The sequence below is a fragment of the Leifsonia shinshuensis genome, from assembly GCF_013410375.1.
GTDB classification, from domain to species: domain Bacteria; phylum Actinomycetota; class Actinomycetes; order Actinomycetales; family Microbacteriaceae; genus Leifsonia; species Leifsonia shinshuensis.
Genome location: NZ_JACCFL010000001.1, coordinates 877,508 through 903,263, shown reverse-complemented (window position 1 = coordinate 903,263; position 25,756 = coordinate 877,508). Strand labels below are relative to the sequence as shown.

The 25,756-nt window shown below is 73.1% G+C and carries 23 protein-coding genes; 9 read left to right on the top strand and 14 right to left on the bottom strand.

Annotated elements, in window-relative coordinates; genetic code table 11:
- Positions 1-10: 10 nt before the first annotated feature.
- Complete coding sequence (locus tag HNR13_RS04390; RefSeq protein ID WP_179604627.1) at positions 11-1,153, top strand: hypothetical protein; 1,143 nt, start codon at positions 11-13, stop codon at positions 1,151-1,153.
- A gap of 315 nt (positions 1,154-1,468) precedes the next feature.
- Positions 1,469-3,037 carry a DUF4082 domain-containing protein gene (locus HNR13_RS04385; protein ID WP_179604626.1) on the top strand — a complete coding sequence of 523 codons (1,569 nt, stop codon included), beginning with the start codon at positions 1,469-1,471 and terminating at the stop codon, positions 3,035-3,037.
- A gap of 55 nt (positions 3,038-3,092) precedes the next feature.
- Here HNR13_RS04385 and HNR13_RS04380 read toward each other — a convergent pair whose 3' ends face one another.
- A complete protein-coding gene (locus HNR13_RS04380) occupies positions 3,093-3,965 on the bottom strand; it encodes a GNAT family N-acetyltransferase (protein ID WP_218881165.1) in 873 nt (290 codons plus the stop codon).
- A gap of 123 nt (positions 3,966-4,088) precedes the next feature.
- Here HNR13_RS04380 and HNR13_RS04375 point away from each other — a divergent pair, with 123 nt between their 5' ends.
- Complete coding sequence (locus tag HNR13_RS04375) at positions 4,089-4,988, top strand: glycosyltransferase (RefSeq protein WP_179604625.1); 900 nt, start codon at positions 4,089-4,091, stop codon at positions 4,986-4,988.
- Positions 4,985-5,638: a polysaccharide deacetylase family protein gene (locus tag HNR13_RS04370; RefSeq protein WP_218881164.1), complete on the top strand. Its 654-nt coding sequence runs from the start codon at positions 4,985-4,987 to the stop codon at positions 5,636-5,638. The genes HNR13_RS04375 and HNR13_RS04370 overlap by 4 nt, the downstream gene beginning before the upstream one ends.
- Here the strand turns inward: HNR13_RS04370 and HNR13_RS04365 are convergent.
- Entirely contained in the window at positions 5,622-6,338 is a 717-nt protein-coding gene (locus HNR13_RS04365; protein WP_179604624.1) for a YveK family protein, read from the bottom strand. The two genes, HNR13_RS04370 and HNR13_RS04365, sit on opposite strands and share 17 nt — an antisense overlap.
- A 79-nt stretch (positions 6,339-6,417) precedes the next feature.
- On the opposite strand from HNR13_RS04365, the gene HNR13_RS04360 reads away from it, so the two are divergent.
- The 4 genes from HNR13_RS04360 to HNR13_RS04345 are packed head-to-tail and all read left to right on the top strand — an operon-like array spanning position 6,418 to position 10,776.
- Positions 6,418-7,332 carry a hypothetical protein gene (locus tag HNR13_RS04360; protein WP_179604623.1) on the top strand — a complete coding sequence of 305 codons (915 nt, stop codon included), beginning with the start codon at positions 6,418-6,420 and terminating at the stop codon, positions 7,330-7,332.
- Positions 7,329-8,651 (top strand): O-antigen ligase family protein, encoded by a 1,323-nt coding sequence (locus HNR13_RS04355; RefSeq protein WP_179604622.1) that lies wholly within the window; start codon positions 7,329-7,331, stop codon positions 8,649-8,651. Before HNR13_RS04360 ends, HNR13_RS04355 begins: the two co-directional genes overlap by 4 nt.
- A gap of 5 nt (positions 8,652-8,656) precedes the next feature.
- Positions 8,657-9,556, top strand: coding sequence for a glycosyltransferase family 2 protein (locus HNR13_RS04350; protein WP_179604621.1), 900 nt, complete (start codon positions 8,657-8,659; stop codon positions 9,554-9,556).
- A 2-nt stretch (positions 9,557-9,558) separates the two neighbouring features.
- The gene (locus HNR13_RS04345) at positions 9,559-10,776 is read left to right on the top strand and encodes a glycosyltransferase family 4 protein (protein WP_179609118.1); all 1,218 of its coding nucleotides are present in this window, start codon (positions 9,559-9,561) and stop codon (positions 10,774-10,776) included.
- Here the strand turns inward: HNR13_RS04345 and HNR13_RS04340 are convergent.
- Genes HNR13_RS04340 through HNR13_RS21460 form a run of 9 tightly spaced genes read right to left on the bottom strand, consistent with a single transcriptional unit; the run spans position 10,746 to position 22,474 of the window.
- A complete protein-coding gene (locus HNR13_RS04340) occupies positions 10,746-12,533 on the bottom strand; it encodes an asparagine synthetase B family protein (RefSeq protein ID WP_179604620.1) in 1,788 nt (595 codons plus the stop codon). The two genes, HNR13_RS04345 and HNR13_RS04340, sit on opposite strands and share 31 nt — an antisense overlap.
- Positions 12,534-12,537: 4 nt before the next feature.
- Positions 12,538-12,792, bottom strand: a complete 255-nt coding sequence (locus tag HNR13_RS04335; RefSeq protein ID WP_179604619.1) for an acyl carrier protein — start codon at positions 12,790-12,792, stop codon at positions 12,538-12,540.
- A gap of 38 nt (positions 12,793-12,830) precedes the next feature.
- Positions 12,831-14,057, bottom strand: coding sequence for a pyridoxal-dependent decarboxylase, exosortase A system-associated (locus HNR13_RS04330; protein ID WP_179604618.1), 1,227 nt, complete (start codon positions 14,055-14,057; stop codon positions 12,831-12,833).
- On the bottom strand, positions 14,054-15,673 hold the full coding sequence (locus tag HNR13_RS04325) for an acyl-CoA ligase (AMP-forming), exosortase A system-associated (RefSeq protein ID WP_179604617.1): 1,620 nt from the start codon (positions 15,671-15,673) through the stop codon (positions 14,054-14,056). The genes HNR13_RS04330 and HNR13_RS04325 overlap by 4 nt, the downstream gene beginning before the upstream one ends.
- A complete protein-coding gene (locus tag HNR13_RS04320) occupies positions 15,670-17,013 on the bottom strand; it encodes a glycosyltransferase family 4 protein (RefSeq protein WP_179604616.1) in 1,344 nt (447 codons plus the stop codon). The genes HNR13_RS04325 and HNR13_RS04320 overlap by 4 nt, the downstream gene beginning before the upstream one ends.
- Positions 17,010-18,329, bottom strand: a complete 1,320-nt coding sequence (locus HNR13_RS04315; RefSeq protein WP_179604615.1) for a rhamnosyltransferase WsaF family glycosyltransferase — start codon at positions 18,327-18,329, stop codon at positions 17,010-17,012. The genes HNR13_RS04320 and HNR13_RS04315 overlap by 4 nt, the downstream gene beginning before the upstream one ends.
- Entirely contained in the window at positions 18,326-19,765 is a 1,440-nt protein-coding gene (locus tag HNR13_RS04310; protein WP_179604614.1) for a glycosyltransferase, read from the bottom strand. The genes HNR13_RS04315 and HNR13_RS04310 overlap by 4 nt, the downstream gene beginning before the upstream one ends.
- Positions 19,755-21,281, bottom strand: a complete 1,527-nt coding sequence (locus HNR13_RS04305) for an oligosaccharide flippase family protein (protein WP_179604613.1) — start codon at positions 21,279-21,281, stop codon at positions 19,755-19,757. Before HNR13_RS04305 ends, HNR13_RS04310 begins: the two co-directional genes overlap by 11 nt.
- Positions 21,278-22,474 carry a glycosyltransferase family protein gene (locus HNR13_RS21460; RefSeq protein ID WP_179604612.1) on the bottom strand — a complete coding sequence of 399 codons (1,197 nt, stop codon included), beginning with the start codon at positions 22,472-22,474 and terminating at the stop codon, positions 21,278-21,280. The genes HNR13_RS04305 and HNR13_RS21460 overlap by 4 nt, the downstream gene beginning before the upstream one ends.
- A 148-nt stretch (positions 22,475-22,622) precedes the next feature.
- Here HNR13_RS21460 and HNR13_RS04295 point away from each other — a divergent pair, with 148 nt between their 5' ends.
- Positions 22,623-23,336, top strand: a complete 714-nt coding sequence (locus tag HNR13_RS04295; protein WP_179604611.1) for an SOS response-associated peptidase — start codon at positions 22,623-22,625, stop codon at positions 23,334-23,336.
- A gap of 33 nt (positions 23,337-23,369) precedes the next feature.
- On the opposite strand, the gene HNR13_RS04290 is transcribed toward HNR13_RS04295, so the two are convergent.
- From HNR13_RS04290 to HNR13_RS04280, 3 genes are read right to left on the bottom strand one after another with little or no spacing between them, the layout of a single operon-like run.
- A complete protein-coding gene (locus HNR13_RS04290; protein WP_179604610.1) occupies positions 23,370-24,380 on the bottom strand; it encodes a hypothetical protein in 1,011 nt (336 codons plus the stop codon).
- Between the two features lie 40 nt (positions 24,381-24,420).
- Positions 24,421-25,092, bottom strand: coding sequence for a hypothetical protein (locus HNR13_RS04285; RefSeq protein ID WP_179604609.1), 672 nt, complete (start codon positions 25,090-25,092; stop codon positions 24,421-24,423).
- Positions 25,089-25,745, bottom strand: a complete 657-nt coding sequence (locus tag HNR13_RS04280) for an acyltransferase (protein WP_179604608.1) — start codon at positions 25,743-25,745, stop codon at positions 25,089-25,091. Before HNR13_RS04280 ends, HNR13_RS04285 begins: the two co-directional genes overlap by 4 nt.
- Positions 25,746-25,756 lie beyond the last annotated feature (11 nt).

Below are 25,756 nucleotides of genomic sequence, written 5' to 3'. Positions count from 1 at the left end.
TGCTTCGACCATGAGTTCGGCGGTCTCGGAGGACAGCGCCGGCGAGCACGGTCCCGGCGAGAGCAGCGTCGGCGAGCGTGGTGCCGGTGAGCACGGTGCGGCCGAGCGGCTCGGCCGGCGGATGCGGGCGGCCTCCGTGGAGTCGCTCGCGCTCGGCGCCGGGGCGGTCGCCTTCGTGATCGTCGGCGTCGCCGCCTTCTTCGTCTTCGCCGGCCACGACCTCTCCATCTCCGGTGCGGGATCGGTCGGGCAGTTCGCGGCGATCGCCTGCTGCGCGGTGACGCTGGTCGTCTACGGCGGCGGCCGGGTCGCGACCTGGAGCATCCCCTGGTTCCGCCGCCCTCGCGAGCACCGGTCGCGCCTGGTCGCCGCCGTGGAGGTGTTCGACTCGCTCGCCATCGCCGTCGCGCACGCGGTGGTGGTGCTGCTGCTCTGGACGGTGCTGAGCGACGTTCTCGCCCGCAGCTTCCAGGACGCCCAGGTCTTCGCGATCCCCGCGACCCTCCTGGTCGGCACGGCCGCCGCCGTCACCGGCTACTACGTCTTCCTGGCCGCGGCGAACATGAACCCACTGCTGCTCTCCGCCGTGCTGGCGGTCTTCCTGGTCGTCGGGGCGCTCACCAGCATGCTCACGGCCTCCAACCCGCACTGGTGGAAGCAGAACCTGAGCGTCCTCGGCATCACCGACGACTGGTCGTCGGCGACCTTCAACATCACGGTCATCGTCGGCGGCGTCCTCGTGACGGCCATCGCCCGCTACGCGACCGACAGCGGCGCCGGCCGTCGCCCGGGGCGCGGCGAGCTGCAGGTGCGCACCGCGCTCGTCATCATCGGCACGATGCTCGCGTTCGTCGGCCTGTTCCCGGTCAACCGGTTCTTCCTGCTGCACAACACGGCGGCAACGGGGATGGCCGTGATCTTCTGCGTGCTCGCCGTCGGCATCCGCTGGGCGATGCCGCACCTCCCGCACGCGTTCTACGTGCTCGGCTGGGTGTTCATCGGCGTGATCGCCCTCGTCGCCCTGTTCTTCGCCGTCGGCTACTACAACCTGACGGCCGTCGAGCTCGTCGCCGCGGTGCTGATCTTCAGCTGGATCATCGTCTTCCTCCGGGTGACCGTCGCCGCCGGGAACGATAGGGAACCGATGCACTGAGGGGTGGACAGCCGGGGAATGTCGTGTTAATTTGCGTCGTCACCGGAGCCTCCGGGCGGCCCGGCGGGCCTCGCGCCCGGGTCTCACGCCCTCCGCTGGGCCATTGGCGCCACCCCCGGATCACGCTCCGCACGCCCCGCAATATCCCCCGAACTGGGGTCGATTATGCGGTCTGTTGTTCGGTTGCGACCTGATATAGCGGCCCCTACTATGGCCTCAACCGGCGCGCCCGACACGCCGGGGAAACCCCCCACCCACCCCCAGACGACGGAAGTGAACCCCGTGTGGTTCACCAATCGAACGGAAGATCCATCTATGTCCGACATGCCACGGCACAAACTGTCCGCGCGCAAAAATCGAGGGTTCCTGGCCGGTGCCGCAGCGCTGGCCACGATCGCGGTCACCGCTGGTGCGCTCGCGATCGGATCCGCAGCTGCGAAGGCCGATACGACCGGGATCTTCCCGGATGATCTGAGTCCCCGCATCGCAGCGGCCTCCGACAACGACTCCGTGGTGCTCGGAGTGAAGTTCGCTCCGACCCAGCCCGGCACCATCGTCGCCCTGCAGTACTACCAGGGCCCGAGGGACTCCGGCATCACCACCGCGACCCTGTGGTCGGCGTCCGGAGCGGCGCTGGCGTCCACCTCGGTGCCGGTGAACCGCACGGTCGGCTGGCACACCGTCCAGCTGCCCAAGCCGGTCACGGTGACGGCGAACACCACGTACGTCGCCTCCTACCTCGCGACCAAGGGCAACTACGCCGTCACCCAGAACGCGCTGAACAAGCCGCGCGTCCTCGGCGGCTTCTCGCTCCCGGCCAACGCGGGCGTCTTCACCTACAGCCGGACCAACACGATGCCGACGAGCACCTTCAAGGGCTCGAACTACCTGGCGGACATCGTGTTCTCCGCGACCGGAGCGGCCGGGAGCACCCCGACCCCCACCGCGACCACCACGCCGCGGCCGACGCCCACTCCCACGACGTCGCCGACCCCGGTGAACACGCCGACCCCGACGCCGACGCCCACTCCGACCACCACGCCGACCCCGCCCGCGACGGCCGGCGGCATCACGGCTCTCGGCCGGAGCTTCCCGTCGCCGGCGACCACCGGCGTGCCGGCGGGGACCGCGCTGACCCCGTACACGGGTCCGTGCACCATCCAGACCCCGAACGTCGTGATCGACGCGAAGGTGGTCAACTGCTACCTCCGCATCCTCGCCAAGGGCGTGGTGATCACCCGGTCGCAGATCGTGGGAGGCGTCTACGCCGACTACAACGACAACGTCGGATCGTTCACGATCTCCGACAGCCTGGTCGACGCCGGCAACTCGGCGGGCACCGGCATCGGTGACGCGTACTTCACGGCGACCCGCGTGCACGTGACCGGCGGCTCCCGCTCGATCAACTGCTACGCGGACTGCACGGTGCAGGACTCCTACGTGGCCGGCCAGTTCACCGACAACACGGGCGTCAACCACGAGTCCGGCATCCGCGTGAACACGAACAGCCACCTCATCCACAACACGATCGGCTGCACCGCGCCGGACGTCGCGCCGGATGCGGGCTGCTCGGCGGCGATCACCGGCTACCCGGACTTCGACCCGGTGCAGAACAACGTCATCCAGAACAACCTGATCCTCGCCGGCTCCGGCGGCTACTGCTCCTACGGCGGCTCGACCGCGGGCAAGCCGTTCTCCGGGCAGACGAAGAACATCACGTTCAAGGACAACATCTGGCAGCGCGGCACCGAGATGGGCGCGGGCAACCGCGGCTACGTGTGCGGCTACTGGGGCCCGATCACCTCGTTCGACATCACCGCCCCCGGTGCGGTCTGGTCGAACAACCTCTACGACGACGGATCGGCGGTCGCTCCGGCGAACTGATCCCGCGTCACCGCGAACGGGAGGTCTCCTGCACAGGAGGCCTCCCGTTCCGCGTTCACCACTGCACGAGCACGAGCTCGCTGTAGAGGTAGTCGAGCGTGGCGCCGTCGAGCTCCTTGCTGCGGACCATCTTCGGCCGGTTGCTCGCGAGCTCCCGGCCGGGACCGCCCGGCACGAACCCCAGCAGGCGCCGCTCCGCGAGCGTGACAGGGAGGCCGTGCCGGAGCAGGTGCGTTCCGACCCGCGGCCAGGCCCGCTCCAGGAGCGCCCGGTCGCCGCCGGCGTACAGCGGGACGGCGAACAGCGGCAGCCGCTTCCTGCGCTCCCGGCGGTAGACGAGGTAGGCGTACGAGCCCTCGGCCTCCACCAGCAGGTGCCGCGCCGCGGCGGCCCCGCGATGGTCGCGGTACACCTCCGCGTCGGTCCCCTCCAGCCGCCGCGACAGCGCGGCGGGGTCGTCGGTGACCCGCACGCCGGGCACCGGTCCGCGCGGGAGGTTGAGCGCCAGCCGGCCGGAGGTGTCGAGGTGCCGGAACCCGAGGCGCTCGTTCATCGCGACGACGTTCCCGCTCGGCGAGAAGTCCGTGAAGACGTACCCGCGCTGCCCCAGCAGCGCCCGGATCAGCCGGACGCTGTGCGCGCGGTGCTCCTCCCTGACGCAGAAGGCGGCCAGGTTGCAGACCTCCCGCAGCCGCCCCTCGAGCTCCCGGCGGGAGTACACGGCGGCGTACACGCCGACGATCCCCTCCTCGGCGACGAGCTGGAAGCCGTGGTTCGGGGCGCTGCCGTCGTCCCACGGCGGCAGCAGCAGCCGCAGCCATTGCCCGGCGCTGAGGCGCGCGTTGAGGTTCGCGTGCAGGAAGCCGGCGACGGCGGCCGCGTCGTCGGGCGAGATCGGCCTGACCTCGGGCGCCCCAGCTGTCTCCACGCGTACACCCTAGCGGCGCGGCGCGACGGCGTGGATTCCCCCGACCTGATGCGGGCATTTCCCGCTACTCTGGTGCCCAGACCGTCGATCGACGTCGCATGGACAGCTGTTGGGGGGTTGCCGGTGCCGAGCGTCGTGATCGCCGCTCACAACGAGGAGCAGGTCATCGGCGCGTGCCTGGACGCCCTCGCGGCGCAGGACTTCCCCGGCCCGGTCGAGGTCGTGGTGAGCGCGAACGGCTGCACCGACCGGACGGCCGAGCTGGCGCGCGGCCGCGGCGCGCTCGTCGTCGACCGGCCGGAGCCGGGCAAGCCCGCCGCGCTCAACGCGGGCGACGCGGTCGCGACGGCGTTCCCGCGACTGTACCTCGACGCGGACATCGTCCTGCCCCCGCATGCCCTCTCCGCCCTGGTGGCGCGGCTCTCGGAGGCGCCGGGGGCGCTCGCGGCCGTCCCGCGCCGACGGCTGGACACCACGGGCCGGCCCTGGCCGGTGCGGTCCTACTTCGCGATCAACGAGCGCCTGCCGGTGTTCCGCTCCAGCCTGTTCGGGCGCGGGGCGATCGTGCTGTCCGAGGCGGGACGCACGCGCTTCACGGAGTTCCCCGACGTGATCGCCGACGACCTCTACGTCGACTCGCTCTACGCCGAGGACGAGCGCGTGGTCGTGCCGGAGGTCGAGGTCGTCGTCGAGGCGCCGCACAGCACCCGCGCGCTGCTCCGCCGGCTCGTCCGTGTCCGCCGCGGGAACGCGCAGCTGCGGGCGGCGGCAGCCGACCCGGGCACCGGTTCCGCCGCCGCCGCATCTCCCGCGACCGTGCGGCGGACCCACCGCTGGGCGTGGCTCACCGACGTCGTCGTCCCCGAGCCGCGGCTCGCCCTCGCGGCGGTCCCGTACGTGACGATCACGCTCGCGGCCGCCCTGCTGGCGCGCCGCCGGGTCCGCGACGCGGGCCGGAGCTGGGGGCGCGACGAGAGCACCCGGGGCGGTCCCGCCTCCGCCGGCCGACGAGGAGCGCCGTGATCATCAACATCTGCTTCCACGGCGTCGGCACGGCCGGCGCGGAGCGCGAGCCCGGCGAGTCCTCCTACTGGATCGGCCGCGACCTCTTCCTCGGCGTCCTGGACGAGGTCCGCGGACGGCCGGAGGTGCGGCTGAGCTTCGACGACGGGAACGCGTCGGACATCGAGCTCGGCCTCCCCGCGCTGCTCGAGCGCGGCCTCCGCGCGACCTTCTTCCCGATCGCCGGGCGCCTGGAGGAGCCGGGCAGCCTGAGCCCGGCCGACCTGCGCACCCTCCGCGCCGCCGGCATGGACATCGGCAGCCACGGCTGGGCGCACATCCCCTGGCGCCGGCTCTCCGCGCCGGATCAGGAGCGCGAGTTCGTGACCGCCCGCGACGTGCTGGCCGAAGCGAGCGGCGGCCCGATCGCCGACGCCGCCCTTCCGCTCGGACGCTACGACCGCGCGATGCTGAACCGTCTGCGCGGGCTCGACTACCGCACCGTCTTCAGCAGCGACCGGTACCCGACCCGCGAGTCCGAGTGGCTGCAGCCGCGCTACAGCGTGACCGCGGGCGACACGGTGGCGACCGTCCGCGGCTTCATCACGCACCGCCCCGGCATCGCCGACCTCCGCGCCCGCGCGTCGAGCGCGTTCAAGCGACGCCGGTGAAGGTCGACCGCCGGCGCGGCGGCTCAGGGATGCGCCGGCGGCGGATCAACCCGCCGCGGCCGCCGGTCCCACGGCTCCGGACGAGCCGATCGGCCAGCACGACGGCCGCCGCGGTCACCCCCAATCCGAGGGCCGCGACCATGCCGAGCGAACGGGGCTTGCTGCCCCCGACGTGGTAGATCACGGTCGACCTCGGCGCCGCCTGGACGGTGATGTCGTTGATCGGTTCGACACCCCGTTCGCGCTGCAGCTTGTCGAGCTCGTCCTGGACCCGCGCCAGCATCGCCGTCTGCCGTTCCAGCACCGTCTCGCGCAGGGGCGCGACGATCTCCAGATTGAGGATCTGGCTCTGGAAGTTCGTCCCCCACTGACCGCCCGTATCCGGCAGGCCCAGCGACCAGCCGTCCCGGATGCCCTCGCCGATCAGGGTCACATCGGGGGACGCGTACTTGGTCACCGGACCCGGTCCGGTGATGCGTTTCGCGACCACCCCCGCGGTGTCGATGATGTCCTCCGACTGGGTCGCCAGAGTGTTCGGATAGTAGGTGCTGCTGGGGGCCAGGAAGACGATCTGCGTGCGGGTGTAATAGACCCCTTTGTCGCTCATCACACCGAAGGCAGCGATACCCGTGACGATGACTCCGACGAGCACGATCGGCCAGCGTCGGAGACAGGCGGCGAAAAATTCCCACAGAGTCATGAGCGTTCCTCGCTTAGACTAACCGTGATCCGCTGCCCCAGCCAGTCGCAGCGGCCCACTCGCATTCGATGGGGGAACAGTGACACGTGACGTCCTACGCGCGCTCGGCCGGCGATGGTACATCGTCGTCACGGGCCTGCTCATGACGGTCGCGCTGGCCCTCGGCGCGTACCACATCACCCCACCGAACTACACGGCGAGCGGCCTCATCCTGCTGCTCCCGTCGAAGACCCAGATCGGCCCGGGCGGCAACCCGTTCCTGGCGCTCTCCGACCTCGACCAGCCCGCCGGCATCCTGGTGGCGTACTTCTCCGGAGCGTCGGCGCAGGCCGACGTCAAGGCGCAGTACCGGACGGCGCAGTACACGGTGCAGATCAGCAGCTCCGCCCGCGGGCCGATCATCGAAGTGGACGTCACCGACAAGACGTCGGCCGGAACGCTCGGCGCCCTCGACTACATCACCAGCCAGATCCCGGAGGAGCTGCACCGGCTCCAGGCCGCGGTCGCCGCACCGGCCAACGCGATCATCACGTCGATGCCGCTGACGATCGACGGCAAGGCCAAGGCCGACTACTCCGGCACCATCCGCATGGTCATCACGGCCACCCTGATCGGGCTCCTCGTCACGGGCGTGGTGACGTTCGCGGTCGACGGCCTCCTGGCCAGCAGGCGCGCCCGGCGTCAGGCCAAGGCCGAGAAGGAGGGCGCAGCCGCGGCGGCCGCCCACGCGCCGGCGCCGCCTGCGCCGCCGACACCGCACCGGACGCCGTGGCGGCGCCCGGCCGCCGGACGGCAGCCCCCGCCGGCCGACGCGCACGACGCGCACGACGCGCAGGAGCCTGCCGCCTCGCACGAGCCCGGCGCCGGGAGCGGGCCCGGCGCCGCGCACGAGCCCGCCGCCGCGCACGAACCGGCGACGGCCCGCGATCGATCCGCTGAGATGGTGTCCCAGCTCTCCGGACGCGTCCCGGCCGACACCGGGCGGGAGCATTGACCACCACCAGGCTCTCCCCGCCGGAGCAACGGCTGGCGCCCGGTCAGATCGACGCCGTCGGGTGGCTCACGCTCTACGTGGTGCTGCTCCTCTTCATCCCCACCCGGCTGGTCTTCGGGCCGCTGGGGAGCGCAGGGGCTCCGTCGATGCTGTTCGGCCTCGGCAGTCTGGTGCTCTGGATGCTCATCCGGATCGGCGCGGGGCGCGGGGGCGCGCAGACCACCCAGCCCATCCGCATCGCGCTCGGGATCTTCCTGGTCTGCGTCGGGATCAGCTACGCGCTGGCCATGTCGGGGCCGATGCCGCCCGCCGAGATCAGCCCGGCCGACGTCGCCCTGCTCGCCCTCGCCTCCTGGAGCGGGACGCTGCTGCTCACGCACGACAACGTCCCCGACCGGAGCAGGCTGGAGACGCTGATCTGGCGCATCTGCGTGTGCGGCGCGATCATCGCCCTGCTCGGCATCTTCCAGGTGCTCACCCGGCAGATCTGGGTGGACCGGATCTCCATCCCGGGACTCGCCGGCTCAGCCGGTTACGCGCTCAATGACCGCGGCGGCTTCCCCCGGCCGGCCGGGACGGCGACCCACCCGATCGAGTACGGCACGCTCATCACGATGATCCTCCCGCTCGCCCTCTACGTGGGCTTCAACCGGAAGGACCGTCCGCTCCTCGTCCGCTGGCTGCCGGCCGCAGCGCTCGCGGCCGTCGTGCCGCTCACATCGTCGCGCTCGGCCTACCTGGGCGCGGCGGTCGGCCTCCTGGTCTGCCTGATCGGCTGGAAGCCGGCGCGCCGGTGGCGGATGCTCGGGTTCGTCGCGGTCGGGGTCGCGGCGATGAGCGTGGTGACGCCCAACCTCTTCAAGTCGATCATCGGCCTCTTCGCCGGCGCCTCCACCGACCCGAGCATCGCCTCCCGCACGGACAGCTACTCGCTGGCCGTGGAGTTCCTGCTGCGAAAACCGGTGTTCGGCCGGGGGCTGGGCACCTTCCTGCCGATCTACCGGATCTTCGACAACGAGTACCTGCTGCTCCTGGTCACGATCGGCGTGGTCGGCACCCTCGCCTTCATCGCGCTCGGCGTCACGTCCGTCGTCGCGATGGTCCGGCTCCGCGTCCGGCGGCGCGACGACGCCACCCGCGACCTGGCCATCGCGCTCGTCGCGTCGATCGCGACCGGCTTCATCTGCCTGCTGACCTTCGACGCGTTCGCCTTCCCGATGACGATGGGGACGCTGTTCCTCATCCTCGGGCTCGCGGGCGCCCTCCGACGGATCGAGGGCGGCGCGACCACGACGACGTTCACCCCGCTAGTAGGATGACCGCCATGCGCGTGGACGTCGCGGCGGTGGTCGTGACCTACAACAGTGAGGACCACATCGACGCGCTGCTCGACAGCATCCCCGCCGCCGCGGGCGGCCTGAGCTACTCGGTCGTCGTCGTGGACAACGGCTCCACCGACGGCACCCTCGAGCGGCTGGACCGGCGCACCGACTGCACGGTGATCCGCTCCACCAACCGCGGCTACGCGGCCGGCATGAACACCGCCGTCGCGGCGTCGCCCGAGGCCGAGGCGGTGCTCATCCTGAACCCGGACGCCACGCTCGACCCGGACTGCGCGCCGCGGATGCTCGCCGTCCTCCGCAAGCCCGGCATCGGCATCGTCGCCCCGCGCGTCCGCGAGGCCGACGGCAGTCTCTCGCCCACGCTCCGCCGCGGGCCGACGATGGCGCGCGTGGGCGGGCTCAGCTTCACCGGCCTCCCGGCGTTCACCGAGCGCATCGAGGACCCGCGCGAGTACGAGACCGAGCACGAGGTGGAGTGGGCGGTCGGCGCCATCCTGCTCATCCGCCGCGACTGCTACCGCGCGCTGCACGGGCTGGACGAGTCGTACTTCCTGTACTCGGAGGAGACCGACCTGAGCCTGCGCGCGAAGGACGCCGGCTGGGCGACGGTCTACACCCCCGACGCCGGCGCGATGCACATCGGCGGCGGCTCCGGCGAGAGCGCGACGACCCACACGATGAAGATCCTCAACCGGGTCCGCCTGTACCGCAGGCGCAGGGGCGTCGTGCTGGCCTCGGTGTACTTCGTGCTGACCGTCCTGGTCGAGCTGCGGAGGGCGATCCTCGGGCACGACAAGTCCTGGCCGACCGCGCGCGCCCTCCTCCAGCCGTCCCGCCGACCGCCCGCGCTCGGCGCGAGCCGCACCCTGATCCCGCGGTGAGCATGGCCGGGCGGAGGAAGGTGCTGCTGGTCGCGCCCGCGTGCGACGGCGACGACGTGGGCGAGTCGTGGGTGGCGTTCCAGTGGGCGTCGCTGCTGGCCGAGCGCGTCGACCTCACCCTGCTCTCGACCTACAAGCGCGGCCACCGGCCGCCGTCGCAGCAGCTGCCCGGCGTGGAGGTCGTGGAGTGGCCGGAGCCGCCGGGCGTGCACCGCTTCGAGCGGCTCAACAGCCTCATGCAGCCCGGCTACGCGCCGTTCGAGTTCCGGGCGCGCCGCTGGCTGAAGCAGCGGCTGGCGAGCGGCGACGGCTTCGACATCGCGCACCAGGTCGTCCCCGTGGCCATGCGCTACCCGTCGCCCGCCGCGGGCCTCGGCATCCCGTTCGTCATCGGCCCGGTCGGCGGCAGCCTCAGCTCGCCGCCGGCGTTCGCCGAAGAGGAGGGCGCGACCCCGTGGTACCAGCGGCTGCGCGCGCTCGACCGCTGGCGGATGCGCGCCGACCCGCTCCTGCGCAGGACGTACGAGTCGGCGGACTGCGTTATCGGCGTGGCCCCGTACGCGCGCGAGCTGCTCTCGGGCCTGCGGCTGAAGCGCTTCGAGGTCATGAGCGAGACCGCGATCCACGCCGTCAAGCCGCCGATCGACCGCTCGGGGCGCAGCGGGCCGGTCCGGCTGCTGCACGTCGGCCGGATCATCCGGACCAAGGGCCTGCGCGACGTCATCCGGGCGCTGGGCCTGCTCGCGGACCTGGACGTGGTCCTCGACGTCGTGGGCGACGGCAACGACCGGGCGGCGTGCGAGGCGCTGGTGGCGGAGCTCGGCCTGCAGGACCGGGTCGTCTTCCACGGCGCGATCCCCCGGGCCGAGGTCGACGGGTTCTACGAGCGCGCCGACGTGTTCGTGTTCCCGAGCTATCGCGAGCCGGGCGGCAACGTGAGCCTGGAGGCGATGGCCTACAGCCTCCCGCTGGTCGTGTGCCGGCGCGGCGGCCCCGGCGCGAACGTCGACGATTCGTGCGCCTTCCGGCTGGACGCGGTGTCGCCGGAGCAGCTCGCGGCCGACTGCGCTGCGGCGGTGCGCCGGCTCGTGGAGGATCCCGGCCTGCGGGCGCGCATGGGTGCTGCGGCGCGGATCCACGCGGAGCGCGCGCACCTCTGGAGCGCGCGGCTCGACCAGCTGAGCTCGCTCTACGACGAACTGGCGCCGCGCTCCGCCTGAGGCCCGGCCGGTGCCCGCGTGCCGGAGGCCGCGACCGGGCCGGACACGGCGACGAACAGGTTGGTCAGGAAGCCGACGGAGCTGGGCCGCGGCTCCACGGCGCCGGACATCATGTCGTCGAGCCACTTCTCGTCCAGGAGGCCGGTGCCGCCCAGGACATCGCGGACGGTCCCGTCCTCCCGCCAGGCCTGGACGACCTTGCGGGCCAGCACCTCGCCGCCGGCCGGCGGCCGGTTGCCGCGCCTGGCCCGCTGCGCCGCCTTCTTGACCAGACGGGTGCCCGTGCGCACGGTCTGCGCGACGGGATGCAGCGGCGACGGGTGCGCGTAGGCGGCCGGGCTCGGGCGACCCTCGAGCGGGAGCCGGCCCAGTTCCGGGTCGAGCTCCAGCTGGAGGGCGGCGAGGAAGCGGGAGTGCGCCTTGTCCTGCGGGGTCAGCCGCGCGCTGATGGCGAGGAAGTCGTGGTCCAGCATCGGGTTCACCACCACGCGGCGGTAGCCGACGGCGGTGTCGGTGGCGCCCGCCCACCGCTGCATCCGGTCGCGGAGGTAGAGCGTGTCGGTGGCGCGGAACCACTCGTCGCCGCCGCGGAGCAGCGCCGCGTAGACCTCGCCGTTCGCCGCCTCGCGCGCCCAGCCGGAGAATTCCGCCGTGAGCAGGCCGGGCTCGACCGCCTCGTTGACGAACATCCGCCAGGCGGCGAGCTGCTCCGCGTCCTTGCGCGTGTACGGCTTGTCCTGGACGCGGCCGACGTAGTAGAAGCCGCGCGCGACCTCGCCGCCCAGCCCGGAGATGCGCACGCCCTGGGCGAAGCCGCGTTCGGCCACCCCGAGCGCGGCGAGCGCGACCGGGTCGGACATCCCGTCGAGCTGGAGCGCCGCGCTCCGGCAGAGCTCCCACGCCTCGGCCGGGTCGATGCCGCCGAGGTCGGCCAGTCCGCGCACGTCGTGCACCATGCCGTAGCGGGCGGTGATCCCGCTGGCGATCCCGACGTCGCCGCTGCCCGGGACGCTGAGGGTCATGGCGTGCAGGCCGCGCCGGCGGGCGGGCGGGATCGCACTGAGCAGCAGCCGCGAGTCCAGGCCGCCGGTGAGCTGCAGCACGGCGTCCGGCTCGTCGTCGAGCAGGGTGGCGAGCGCGGTGCGGAGGACCGCTGCTGCCTCCGTCACGGCGCGGTCGAGCGGGATCGGCGGCGCCGGCTCGGCCTCCGCGGGCGTCACCCGTACGCCGTCCGCGCCGAGCTCGACGGTCGCGGCCGGTTCGAGCTTGCGGACGCCGTCGTGCAGGGTGCGCTGGCCGAGCTGCCAGCCGAGCAGGGACTGGACGCCGACGGCGACCCGGTCCAGCTCCGCGCCGCGGGTCCAGCCGGCCAGCAGGGCGGAGGTGGAGAGCACCCCGGGGCCGGCCGCGCCCGGCGCGCTGTGGAAGAGCTGCCGGAAGCCCATCGAGTCGGCGACCATCAGCACGGCGTCGTCCCGCGCGTGCGCCGCCGCGAACGGCGGGAGCAGGCGGGTGAGCGCGCCGGGGTCCGCGGCGATGAGGCGGGCGACCTCCTCCGGGCCGACCGCGCCCGACGCACGGCGCGAGACGCGGGAGAGCTGCACGGTCCTGCCGTCGGCGGCCGGGCCGAGCCCCCAGTGGGCGAGCCGGACCGTCCCGGCGTCGAGCCGGGCGGCGTCGCCGACGGCGGCCAGCACCTCCGCCGGGAGCGCGCCGGCGTCGGAGGCGAGGACTCCGGGAAGCGTCGCGCCGGCCATGACGTCAGGCGGCGAGCTTGGAGTCGACGAAGTCGGTCAGCGAGCCGACCGTCTCGAACAGGTCCGCGCCGAACTCGTCGTCGTCGATGACGATGTCGAACCGCTCCTCGAGCGCGACGACCAGCTGCACGACGCCGAACGAGTCCAGCTCGGGAAGCGCGCCGAACAGCGCCGTGTCGCGGGTGAGCTCGGCCGGGGTCCTGGACAGCTCGAGCGTGTCGATCAGGACCTCGCGGACGGCGTCGGCGGTCTCGGTCATGCGGGTTCTCCTTCTGGTCGGGTGGTGGAGCTGGCGGTTCAGACGAGCACCTCCGCCGGCGCGGCGTGGCCGAGGAAGGCGGTCGGGCTGGCCGTGAGGCCGTAGGCGCCCTGCTGGAAGATGACGATGAGGTCGTCGATCCCTGCGGGCGGGAGCGCGACGTCGTCGCCGAGGAGGTCGAGCGGCGTGCAGAGGCAGCCCACGACGGTCACGCCGTCGCCGTCCTCCGCGTCGACGCGGTTGCCGACCACGAGCGGGTAGTTGCGCCGGATGGCCTGCCCGAAGTTGCCGGACGCGGCGAGCTGGTGGTGCATCCCGCCGTCGACCACCAGGTAGGTGGTGCCGCGGGAGACCTTCCGGTCGAGGACGCGCGTGACGTACACGCCGCACTCGCCGACGAGGTAGCGGCCGAGCTCGATCACCGGGGTCGCCTCGGGCAGCCGCTCGGCGATGACGCCGTCGACCAGCTCGTGGAGCCCGGCCGCGATGGCGTCCAGGTCGAGCGGCCGGTCCCGTTCGGTGTACGGGATGCCGAAGCCGCCGCCCAGGTTGAGGTAGCGCAGCGGGCCGGGCAGGTGCTCGGCCAAGCCGCTCACCAGGTCCACCGTGCGGCGCTGCGCCTCCGCGATGATCGCCGCGTCCAGGTTCTGCGAGCCGGCGAAGACGTGGAAGCCCTGGATGTCCAGCCCGGACGACCCGTAGGCCGCCAGGAGCTCCGGCACCAGCTCCGCGTCGACGCCGAACTGCTGGGGACCGCCGCCCATCCGCATCCCGGAGCCCTTGACGGCGAAGTCCGGGTTCACGCGCACGGCGACGCTCGGGGTGAGCCCCAGGTCCTCCCCCGCCGCGATCACCCGCTCGACCTCGGTGGGCGACTCCACCTCGATGAGGATGCCCGCCGCCACGGCCTGCCGGAGCTCCGCCGGCGCCTTGCCCGGCCCGGCGAAGCTCACCCGGCCCGGGCGGATGCCGGTGTCGAGCGCCGCGCGCAGCTCCAGACCGGAGGCCACGTCGATGCGGTCGACCCGGGCCGCCAGGTGCTGCACCACGGCCGGCATCGGGTTGGCCTTCATGGCGTAGCTGAGCTCCACCCGGTCGGGCAGGAGGGCGCGGAGCCGGTCAACGCGGCGGTCGAGCAGGCCGCGGTCGTACGCGAAGAACGGCGTGGAGCCGACCCGGGCGGCGAGCCGGGACAGCGGCAGACCTCCGACGCGCAGCTCGCCGTCGACGGTGCCGAACGCTTCGACGTGCTCGTGCGGCCTCATCCCGCCACCTCCGCGCTGGCCGGGAGCGCGACCTTGGCCGAGACCTCGGCCTTCAGCAGCGTGCGGTCGAACTTGCCGTTGGGCGAGCGGGGCAGCTCGTCGCGCAGGTCGATCGTCGACGGCACCATGTACAGCGGGAGCGCTTGCCGGAGCGCGGCCACGAGCTCGGCGACGTCCAGCTCGCCGGACGCGGACGCCGCGACCAGGACGATCCGGTGGCCGATCCCCGGCTCCTCCACGCCGAGCGCGACCGCGTCGCGCACCAGCCCGGTGGCGTAGGCGGCCTCCTCGATCTCGGACGGGCTCACCCGGTAGCCGGAGGTCTTGATCATCTCGTCGGTGCGGCCCACGAAGTAGAGGAAGCCCTCCTCGTCGGCGACCACGGTGTCGCCCGACCACACGGCCAGCTCCGGCGCGCGCCACTCCTGCCCCGGCCGGTGCACCGGACGGTATCGCTCGGCCGTGCGGACCGGGTCGTTCCAGTAGCCGAGCGCGACGAGAGCGCCGCGGTGGACGAGCTCGCCCTCCTCGCCGGGGGCGCAGCGCGTGCCGTCCGGCCGCAGGACGAGCACCTCCGCGTTCGGGATGGCCTTGCCGATCGAGTCGGGGCGCCGGTCCACCTCGCGCGGGTCCAGGTACGTCGACCGGAACGCCTCGGTGAGGCCGTACATCAGGTACGGGTCGGCCTCGGTGAAGATGCCGCGGAGGCGGTCGAGGACGGTTCGCGGCATCCGGCCGCCGGTGTTGGCCCAGTACCGGACGCGCCGCGCGGCCTCCTCGGGCCAGGGCGCCTCGGTCAGCTGCAGCCAGAGCGGCGGCACGCCGGTGATCCCGGTCACGCCGTGCTTCGCGCACAGCCGCGGGACGTCGCGCGGCAGCAGGTAGTTCATGAGCACGCAGTGCGCCCCGACGGCGAACGCGGTGGTGACCTGGCTGAGGCCGGCGTCGAAGCTCAGCGGCAGGACGCTGAGGATCACGTCGTCGCTCGTGTTCTTCAGGTAGCTGCTGACGCTCTCGGCGCCGACGATCAGGTTGCGGTGGCTGAGCACGACACCCTTCGGCTTGCCGCTGCTTCCGGAGGTGTAGAGGATCGCGGCGGGGTCGACGTCGATGGCCCGCGCGGCCGGGAGCTCGACGGCCGGGACGTTGACGGTCGGGACATCGCCGGCCGGTGCCTCCGCCGGCCACGGATGCACCGCGATCCCCGCGGGCGCGGCGTCGCCCGCTCCGATCACCAGGACGTCGGTCACCGCCGTCCCGGGCAGCTCCTCGGCGAGCTGGCCCAGCCGGTCGCCCGAGGTGACGAGCACGCGGGCGCCGCTGTCGCGCAGGATGTGGCCGACCTGGGCGGGCTTGAGCACGTGGTTGACCGGCACGAAGACGGCGTCGGCGACGGAGGTGGCGAAGATCGCGACCACGGTCTCCACGCGCTTCTCCAGGTAGATCGCCACCCGGTCGCCGGGCTCGACCCCGAGCGCGGCCAGCCGGGCGCCGACCGCTACGACCTGCTCCCAGAGCTCCGCGTAGCCGACGGTGAGGTCCTTGTACGTGACGGCCGGGCTCTCCGGCGCGGAGGCGGCGGCCTGCGCGAGCAGATCGTGCAGGTGCGTCCTCATCGCGGAGCCCTCCGTTCCAGGACATACCGACGGAATCCCTCGGTGTCGTCGAGATCAACATAGCGCCGCCCCTGCGGGTCGGTGGTGGCGACGCCGTCGTCCTCCGGCACGGCGGGACCGGGCCGCGAGAAGCCGGACACCTCGTCGAACACGCCGACGTAGGCCTCCGCCTGCGGGCGCCAGTCGAGCTCCGACGCGACCCGCGCGCGTCCGGCCATCCCCAGCTCCGCGCGGAGGGCGGGGTCGTCGATGAGCCGCTCCACCGCCTCGGCGAAGGCCACGATGTCGCCGGAGGGCACGTAGAGGAGGCTGTCACCGCCCGACACCCGCGTCTCGGCCAAGTCGAACGACACGGACGGCAGGGCGTAGGCCATGTACTCCATCGTCTTGTTCATGGTGGAGAGGTCGTTGAGCGGCGTCTTCAGATCGGGGCACAGGCCGATGTCTGCCCGGCTGAGGTACTCGGCGATCGCCACCCGGTCGACGCGGCCGGTGAACGTCACGAAGTCGTCCAGGCCGAGCCGGGTGGACAGCGCCTTCAAGTCCTCCAGGCAGTCGCCGAAGCCGAGCAGCGTCGCGGTCACGTTGGCGCGTCCGCGCACGTGCACCAGCTCGTGCATGACGTGCAGCACCTGGTCCACGCCGTCCTGCGGGCCCATGATGCCGAGGTAGGCGAGCACGATCTCGTCCTCCGGCCGCGGGTCGGCCGGGAGGATCGGGCGCATCCGGCGGGTGTCCGGTCCGCTGCGGACCACCGTGACGTGGCCCGGGCGGCGGCCGCCGCGCGCGATCGCGATCGCCTTGTAGGACTCGTTCGTGGAGATGACCCGGTCGGCGGTGTGGAAGGTCCGCCGCTCCAGCCACAGCAGCGCGCGGAACTCCAGCCGCTGGGCGAGGCCCCGCGGCTTCCCGAACCGCGAGACGAAGAGCTCGGGGTTCAGGTCGTGGTGGTCGAAGACGAACCGGACCCCGCGGACGCGCCACAGCAGCGCGAGGAGCCAGTAGGTGTCCGGCGGATTGCAGGCCTGGATGATGTCGAAGCGCCGGCGCCGCCAGGCCTTCACCGACAGGAAGAAGGTGTTGATCCAGCAGAAGGCGAACTCCCACGCGAAGCCGAGCAGCCCGTTCGCCTCGGGAGGCGGGGCGTACTTGTAGATGTCGACGCCGTCGAGGTGCTGGCGGGCGGGGTCCCCCGGCCCCTTGGGGCAGATCACGCTCACGTGGTAGCCGCGGGCGACCAGCGCCTGGCACTCCAGCCACACCCGGCGGTCCAGCGGGACCGGCAGGTTCTCGACGATGATGAGCACGTGCGGCGCCCGTGACCCGGCGGTGTTCGTCATCTCTTCTCCCCCTGATGGACGGCTGCGGGCTGGTTGATGGCTGCGGGCTGATGGATAGCTGCGGGCTGAGCGTCCGGCTGCTCGATCGACGCGGCGTGCGGCGCCTGCTCCCCGTAGACCTCGTCCTCGACGATCTCCACGACCGCCCGGCAGGTCGGCTCCCACGAGCGGCCGACCACCGAGGCGGCGGCCGCGGCCGCGCGCTCGCGGACGTCCGGCGCCGAGACCGCGGCGCTGAGCTCCCCGGCGAGCGCCGCCGCCGTGGGCTGCGCCCAGCGGACGTGCTCGTTCGGCAGCACCAGGTGCGCCAGTGCCAGGTCGTTGACGACCGGGATGTTCCCGGCCGCGAGCATCTCCTCGGCGACCAGGGTGATGTTCGTGAACGACATCGCGAGCCCGGCGATCGTCCGGCCGTAGAGGTCGTTCAGCTCGCTCGTCGTCATCCGGCCGTGGAAGGTCACCGGGATGCCGAGGCCGCGCGGGCGCGCGCCGTAGACGTGGATCTCCTGGTCCGGGTGCAGCTCGTGGAACAGCCGGAGCGCGACGCAGGCCAGCTCGTAGCCGCGGCGCGGGAAGTCCGGGCGCGAGTAGAACACGATTCCGCTGCGTGCCGTCTCCCGCTCGGGGAGCCGGTAGACGCGGGAGTCGCAGCCGAACGGCACGACGTCGTTGCCGAGCCCGGTCTCCGCGGCGATCATCGCGTCGAGCATCTCGCCCAGAGCGATCCGCCGGAACGGCAGGCGGTAGGTCATCGCGGCCAGCTCGTACTGCGAGCCGTGGCCGTAGAAGTAGGGCTCGTAGTCCTGGATGAAGTAGAGCCGCCGCATCGGCTCGCGGCCGTACCGGACGATGACGTGCGCCGACTCCCAGCCGGAGGCGACGACCGCGTCGACGCCCCGGATGCCCGCCGTGACGTCCCGCACGGTCGCCCGCAGGCGCGGCCAGTGCTCGCGGATGACCGCGGTCACGGCGTCGACGTCGACGCCGTGCTTGTCGTAGAGGAAGAGGACGCAGCGGTGGCCGCGGCCCTCCAGCGCCTCCATCATCCGGAACAGGGTGGTGTGGCCGCCCGATCCCGGCGCCGGCGGGGTCGACACCCAGCCGATCGTCAGCGGCTCGCCGCGCGCGGGACGGGCGGCGGGGACCGGGAGGTCGCGCGGGACGTCGGTGAGGATGTCCTCGAACGCCAGGTTGAAGGAGAGCTCCGCCGCGCCGGTCCGCAGGTACGCGCGCTGGGCGAGGCGCTGCGCGATGCCGGCGACGCCCACGTCCCGTGCGCGCCGCAGCTTCGAGCGGATGGAGTGCAGTCTGTTCATCGTCTCCCCCAGGCGACTCGTTCGTTGCGTGGCGCCGCTTCGTTCCGTGGCGCCTCGGGGGCCTGCGCGGCTGCGCCGCGGAGCACCGCGGCGTGGCCCTCGACCATCGCCGCCATCAGCGCGTCGGCGTCCTGCGGGAGCGGCCGCTCCCCGGCACACACCCGGCGGGCGAACGCGTCCACCGCTGCCCCGAGCTCCGCGGCGTTGGGCTGGCGCGCGCAGTTCCGGCGCGCACGCGCCACGGCGGAGTCCGACACGGCGGCAGCGGGTCCGCAGGGGTTGGCGATCAGCACCGAGTGCCCCGGGTCGCGGCCGACCAGCTCGCGCGCCCCTCCGACGTCGGCGAGCACGAGTCCGAGACCCGCCGCCGCGGCCTCCGTCGCCGCCACCGGCCAACCCTCGAAGAACGAGTCGAGGACGAAGCCGTCGGCGGCGGCAAGCAGCGTGCGGGCGTCCGACCGGCCGAGCAGGCTCACCCGGTCCGCGCCGGGACGGCAGCGGCGGAGGGCGTCGGCGCGGCGCCACTCGGCCCAGTCCGACGGCTCCCCCGCGACCACGAGCCGCACCCGGTCGTCCGCGCTGTGCGCGAGGAACGACGCGACGAGCCCGGCGATGTTCTTCTGCGCGTCGTAGCGGGCGAGGCTGACCAGGACGACGTCGTCCGCGAGGTCGGCGCCCACGGTCCGTCCGAGCGCCGCGCGCGCCGCCCGGCGGTCGTCCGGCGTCGGCGCACCGGGAGACGGGACGGCGTTGGCCACCACGCGGATGCGGGCTGCGAGCTCCGCGGGGACGTGCCGCGCGTGGAACTCCCGCACCGACTCGCTGACCGCGACGGCCGCGACCGCGTGGCCGAGCACGCGCGCGAACCGCCGCCAGCGCGCCGGGGTGTAGTGGATCTCGGTGTTGTGCAGGACGGGGATCACCGGGATGCCCGAGGCGATCGCCGCCTCCTCCAGGTGGGCCGGGGCGCCGTGCAGCTCGATCGCGTCGAGCGCCAGCTCCCGCAGCACCCGGTGCGCGTCGGCCTCCGTCGCGGCGATCGCGACCTCCACGCCGTGCGATCGCAGCCGCTCCGCCCGGGCGCCGTCAACGGAGCAGACCACCACGGGGGTGACGCCGGCGGCCGGGAAGGCCGCGGCGAGCAGCTCCACGACCGCGCCGATCCCGCCGACGTCCAGGGCGCCGGCGAGCATCCCGCAGCGCAGGCCGCGGTCGCGGGCCGTGACAGGCAGCGGCATCGGGGCGGCGGAGGGCACGGCTGCGGCGAGGCCGGCGAGCGGACGCCCGAGGACGCGGCCGGTCAGCCGGTGCACGTAGCCGTAGCGGATGCGCGGCGGCAGGAGGTCGGTCAGGGTCACGACCGCGCCGAAGAGGGCGGCCTCCCGGCGTGCGCGGGCGCGGCGGCGCTCCTGCGTCGTCGACGTCTCAGCGGTCATGGATCACACCCCCGCTCTCAGCGGCGGCGGACTCGGTGCCGGCTTCCGTGGTGGCGGATCCGGCGTCGTCGGAGGTGTGGGCGGCGGTGCCGGCCGAGGCCCGCAGCAACCGGATCTGCTTGCGCAGCCACGGCCAGACCAGGGCGGCGTAGATCACGAGCGCCGCGCCTCCGCCCGCCAGCAGGGCGAGCACCGGGTTGCCGATCAGCAGCGTCGCGGCGACCGCGGCGGCCACCGCCGGAACGGTCGCCACCGTCGGCAGCCACGCCATCCGGAACAGCTCGCCGATCCGCACGCCCGACAGCTTGAGCGCGATCAGGTACGCGGGGAGGATCACCAGCGCGGCGACGAGCACGTGCGCCCAGCCGGCTCCGGCGATGCCGTAGGCCTCGGTCGCCGCGATCATCGCGCCGACCAGCGCGACCAGCCAGATGATCTGGATCCACAGCACCGGCCGCGACCGGCCCTGGGAGTAGAGGTAGCCGGCGGAGATGTCGAAGGCGACCCGGAGGCTGCCGTACAGGCCGAGCGCCGCGAGCACCGGCGCTCCGGGGAGCCAGCGCGCCCCGTAGAGCACGTCGATCAGCGGGAAGCTCAGCGCGGCGAGCACCGTCCCGGCGGGCAGAGCTCCGGCCCAGGCGACCGCCGTGACCGTGGCGAACGCCCTGCTGCCTCCCCCGGAGCGCGAGAAGAACGGCAGGGCGATCGAGCGCACCACCTGCGACAGCGCGTTCATCGGCCAGCTGGAGATGTTGAAGGCGAGCACGTAGTAGCCGAGGGCGGTGGCCCCGGCGACCCGGGCGAGGACGATGTTGTCGACGTTCAGCAGCGCCCAGGAGAGCAGGTTGGCCGCGGCGATCGGGAGGCCGAACGCGAGCACGCCCTTGACGACCGTCCGGTCGATCGAGAACCGCGGCTTCACGCGGGCGAGGAGGAACTGCATCGTGGAGGCGACGAGCTGGGCGGCGACCCGGCCGATGGCCAGGCCCATGACGCCGAAGCCGAGCGCGACGAGCAGCAGCGTGACCGTGGTGGACACCACGAAGTCGGCGACGCCGACGAAGAACAGCTCGCGCTGCTGGAACCGCCGCTGCAGCATCGCGTAGGGCACGACCGTGCCGCCGGCGAGCAGGAGCGTGATGGAGAGGACGCCGATCGCGGGGGCGGCCTGCGGGCTGTCCAGGAGGGTGGCGAGGCCGACGCTGGAGGCCGCCGTGGCCAGCATCGTGACCGTCCCCGCGGTGAGTCCGAGCGTGGCGACGGTGGGCGCGATCCGGTCGGGGTCGTCGGAGCGGATGAGGTCGGCGGAGAGCCCCAGGTCGGCGACGGTGATCAGGATGCCCTGCACGGTGAGGGCGACCGCGTAGACGCCGAACTGCTCCGGTGCGAGCAGGCGGGCGAGCACGATCCCGACGACCAGGCCGCCCAGCCGCAGGACCACCGTGCTGACGCCGCTCCACGCGGCGCCGTGGGCGGCGCGCGACAGCAGCGACGTCGTGCCGGCCTCCTCGGTCACGCGGGCACCTCGTCCCTGCGGGTGCGCGAGCGCCGCGGGACGCTGCCGGCGGCCTTCCTGGCGAGGATGGCGAGCTCCGGCCCGAGGTCGGCGCCCCAGCGCCGCAGCCCGTAGGCTCCGACGGCCTCGCCGTAGAAGCCGGCGAGCCGGGCCGCCATCAGGGTCAGCCCGAACCGCTCCACCGCGAACCGACGTCCGAGCTCCCCGAGCTCGGCCCTCCGCGCGTCGTCGGCGAGCAGGGGCGCGACGATGCCGGCGAGGCGCTCGACCGGCTGCTCGACGGCGTCCGCGCTCCAGAAGCTGTAGCGGGCCAGGGCGGCCGCGGTGCGCTCCTCGAAGAGCTCCGACCAGCCGGCCTCGCCCTGGACGACCAGCGGCTTGCCGAACGCCAGGCCGCGCGCGGCCGAGCTGCCCATGCCGAGCACCACGTCCGCCGCGGCGTACGCGGGCCGCGGGTTGGCCATCGGCCCGACGAACCGGACCGCCGCGCGGCCGACCGCCTGGTTCACCCGGTCGCCGGCCGCGCGCAGCCGCGCCGCGTCATCGCCCGTGCCGACGATCGCCAGCGTGGTGTCGTCCGGGAGGGTGCGCATGGCCTCGATCGCGAGCCCGATCGGGAGGGCCTTCATGCTGGCGTCCAGCCGGCTGACGATGACGAGGAGCTTCCCGTCCAGGCCGAGCTCGCGGCGGAACGCGGCGCCGGCGGCGTCGTCGGGCCGGTCGGCGTCGGTGTCGACGGGCGGGCTGATCAGGATGGTCCGGCCGGGCCGGTGCTCCAATTCGTCGATGAGGTAGCCGGTCCCGACGATGAGCGGCATGTGCCGCTTGATCTTGGGCGAGACCTCCATCTCGTAGACGGTCTGGACCCACGGCCGCCGACCGAAGCGGGAGTAGCCCCAGTAGGTCGGGCGCGCGCCGCCTCCCCACGATCCGTACACGTGCACGAGCCGGGCTCCGTGCTTCCGGGCGAGGGCGGTGAGCTGCCGTCCGCGGCCGAGGATCGACTCCTCCGGCTCGTACACCTCGACGGCGATGCCGCGCTCCGCGGCGATGTCCAGCAGCGAGGGTCCGGCGGGAAGCGTCTCCTTGGCTCCCACGAGCACGGACTGGATCCCGTGGTGAGCGCGCAGCGTCACGGCCAGATCGAGCGCGTTGATCTGGGTTCCCCCGAGCTCGAGGCTGTTGAGGTGCACGAGGACGCTACCCTCGAAGGCCCCATCCTTCGATTGAGACTTACTCACCTTTGAACAGTGCCATAGGCGGGGGTGGATAGTAAGCCCCTCATTGGAGGGGGTGACGGGTGTCCCCCTCACCGTCGGTGGCACCCGGTACGCTGCCCTCATGTGCGGACGATTCGCCCTCGACTCGGAGACCGATGAGCTGATCCAGGAGTTCGTCGCCGCGGGCGGCGATTTCCGCGAGTGGCGGCCGACGTTCTCGCTCGCGCCGACGGACCGGGTGCCCATCGTGCGGGAGCGCGTACGCAGCGGGACCGGCGAGCTGGAGCGCACCGTCGACGCCGCGGTGTGGGACTTCCACCCGGCCTTCATCCGCGAGTCCAAGCGGCCCAACTTCAACGCGCGGCTGGAGACCGTCGCCAGCAACGGGCTGTGGAAGGGCGCCTTCGCCTCCTCGCGCGCGCTCGTCCCGATGCGTGGCTACTACGAGTGGACGGGCGAGGCCGGCCACAAGGACGCGCACTTCCTGCACGCCGCCGACGGGGGCCTGCTCGCCGCCGCCGGCATCTACACCGCCCGCAAGCTCGGCGACGAGTGGCAGGTCTCCACCGCGATCATCACGCGCCCCGCCCGCGACGCCTCCGGTGAGATCCACGACCGGATGCCGGTGTTCCTCGAGTCCTCCGCGTGGGACGAGTACCTCGACCCCGCGAAGCTCGACGAGCAGGGCAAGGAGCGCATGGTCGACTTCCTGACCACGGAGTCCGAGCGGACCTCGCCGGGCATCACCAGCTACGAGGTCGACCGCCGGGTGAACAACTCGCGGACCATCGACCCGGCCGACCCGACGCTCATCGAGCCGCTCGAGAAGGAGTGAGCGGCCAGCGCCTCCCGCTCAGCGCCCTCCCGCTCAGTGCACGACCGACGGCGACCAGGCGTGCCGCAGGAACAGCGTCGGCGCCGCCGAGCCGTCGGCCTTGACCGCGTACACGTTGCTGTCGCCCGGCGCCTTCGGGTCGGCGAGGCCGTAGAGCAGCGTGCCGTCGTCGAGCCATTCGGCCTGGTCGTCGACGCTCACCGACGGCGGGATGGGCAGCTCCTTCTCCACCCCGGTCGCGAAGTCGAGCACCGCGAGCGTCCAGTGCTTGGTCGCCGTGGTGGAGATGTTCTTCTTGTACGCCACCCGGGTGCCGTCCGGGGACAGCGACGGGCACTCGGCGCCGTCCTTCACCGCGACGAGCGCCCGCGCCCGCAGGTTGCCGCGCACGAGCCAGATCCGGCCCTCCGACATCGCCGTCGCGAAGAAGGTGTTGTCGTCGGACGAGAAGGTGACGCCCCAGATGTCGTGGTCGGCGGTGACCTGCTGCCCGTTGACGATCAGCGCGAACTTCTCGAGGTTGCCGTAGTCGATCCCGCTCACCGCCGAGATCGTGGTCTGGGTGGAGAACCCGGCGGTGCCGTACGAGGAGCCGGTCACGAAGGACGTCTGCGCGACCAGCGACGAGTCGGGCGAGATGCGGGTGCGGCTCGGGAAGCCGGGCAGCGGCCACGTGTTCAGGACGTCGCCGCCCGCGTCGTAGAGGGTCGCGCCGAAGCTGGTGTGCGTCCCGCTGTCGGTGTGCAGGCACATCAGGTTCTGGTGCGTGGCGTAGACCCGGTCGCAGACCAGACCGGTGGAGGTCCGCGCGGCGGACGGGTCGGCCAGCGGGACGGACGCCACCTGTCCGTAGTGGGCGCCGGGCGAGGTGTCCCGGAACACCAGCCGGCTCCCCGCCGGCACCGTCGGCCTCGGGGTGGCGACCACGGTCGCGGTCGCGCGCGACTGGTACTGCGCGATCGCGACGGTCGCGTACGCCACCGCCCCGCCGAGCGCGAGCACGGTGACGGCCACCAGCAGCCACCTCAGACGCACCGCTTTCATGCGGCCATTCTCCACGATCCGCCGCCTGCGCTGTCCGCGGTCAGCCCGCGGCGGTGAACGCACCGTAGAGCGCGTAGGTCGTCCCGCCCTTGGCGGGCGAGACCGTGAGCGTCACGGAGTTGCCGTCCCGCTTGAACACGGCGGACGTGGACCCGGAGAGCGCCGGCGAGGCGCTGTCGTACATCCCGTACTTCGCCAGCTCCGCGCGGTAGAACGCGACGATGTCCACGACCTGCTGCGTCGATGCCGCCGTCAGCGTGACCTGCAGGTGGCCGCTCTGCGACGCGATCGCGCTGGTCGCGATGGTCGAGCCCGGCGCCTGCGGGAGCACGCCGGCCGGGTAGCCGGCGGCCAGCTTGCCCACGGCGGACGCCGAGGGAGGCAGCGGCGCTTTCACCGGGTACGGCAGCGGGTTCGAGGCGGGCAGCGCCGGCGCGGTCGCAGGAGCCGCGGGCAGCACCTCCGTCGTGAACCGCTTGCTCGCCACGGGCGGGGTGGTCGGCGCGGCGGGCGAGCCCTTGGGGCCGGTGGAGCCGGAACCGCCGCCCGGCGTCCCGCTGTGCGGCGACGACGGCGTCGAGGGCGCGGCGCTCCCGGCGACGGACGCCGGTGTCGGAACAGGCGCCTGGGAGAGCGCGAAGGCGCCCGCGGCGATGACCGCCGCGGCCGAGAGGCCCAGGATGATCCAGGTGCGCTGGGACGGCCGCTTCATGCGAGGTCCTCCTCGCGGATCAGGATGCCGTCGTTCTCGCGGTAGCCGTGCCGGGTGCGCGGGCAGCGCCACCGGCCGGCGCCCTCGTCGACCAGCGGGAAGCCGGCCTCGCCGACCCAGCCGATCCGGCGGGCGGGCACCCCGGCGACGAGCGCGTAGTCGGGGACGTCCGAGCGGACGACCGAGCCGGCGGCCACGAGCGCCCAGCGCCCGATCCGCACCGGGGCGATGCAGACGGCGCGCGCCCCGATCGAGGCGCCGGTCAGGACGGTCACGCCGACGGCGTCCCAGTCCTCCGCGGACTTGAGCGAGCCGTCCGGGTTCACCGCGCGCGGGAAGACGTCATTGGTGAAGACCGCGGCCGGGCCGACGAAGACGCCGTCCCCGAGCACGGCCGGCTCGTACACGAGGGCGTAGTTCTGCAGCTTGCAGTTGTCGCCGATGCGGACGCCCGGGCCGACATAGGCCCCGCGGCCGACTACGCAGTCCGCGCCGATCGTGGCGTCCTCGCGCACGTGGGCGAGGTTCCACACCCGGGTGCGCGCGCCGATCCGCGCCCGCGGATCGACCTCGGCGCCCGGAGCGACGGAGGCCGAGCCGGCCGGAGCGGCCGTCGCCTCCTCCGCTCTCGCTGTGCTGGTGATGATGGTCATCGGCGTCGCCC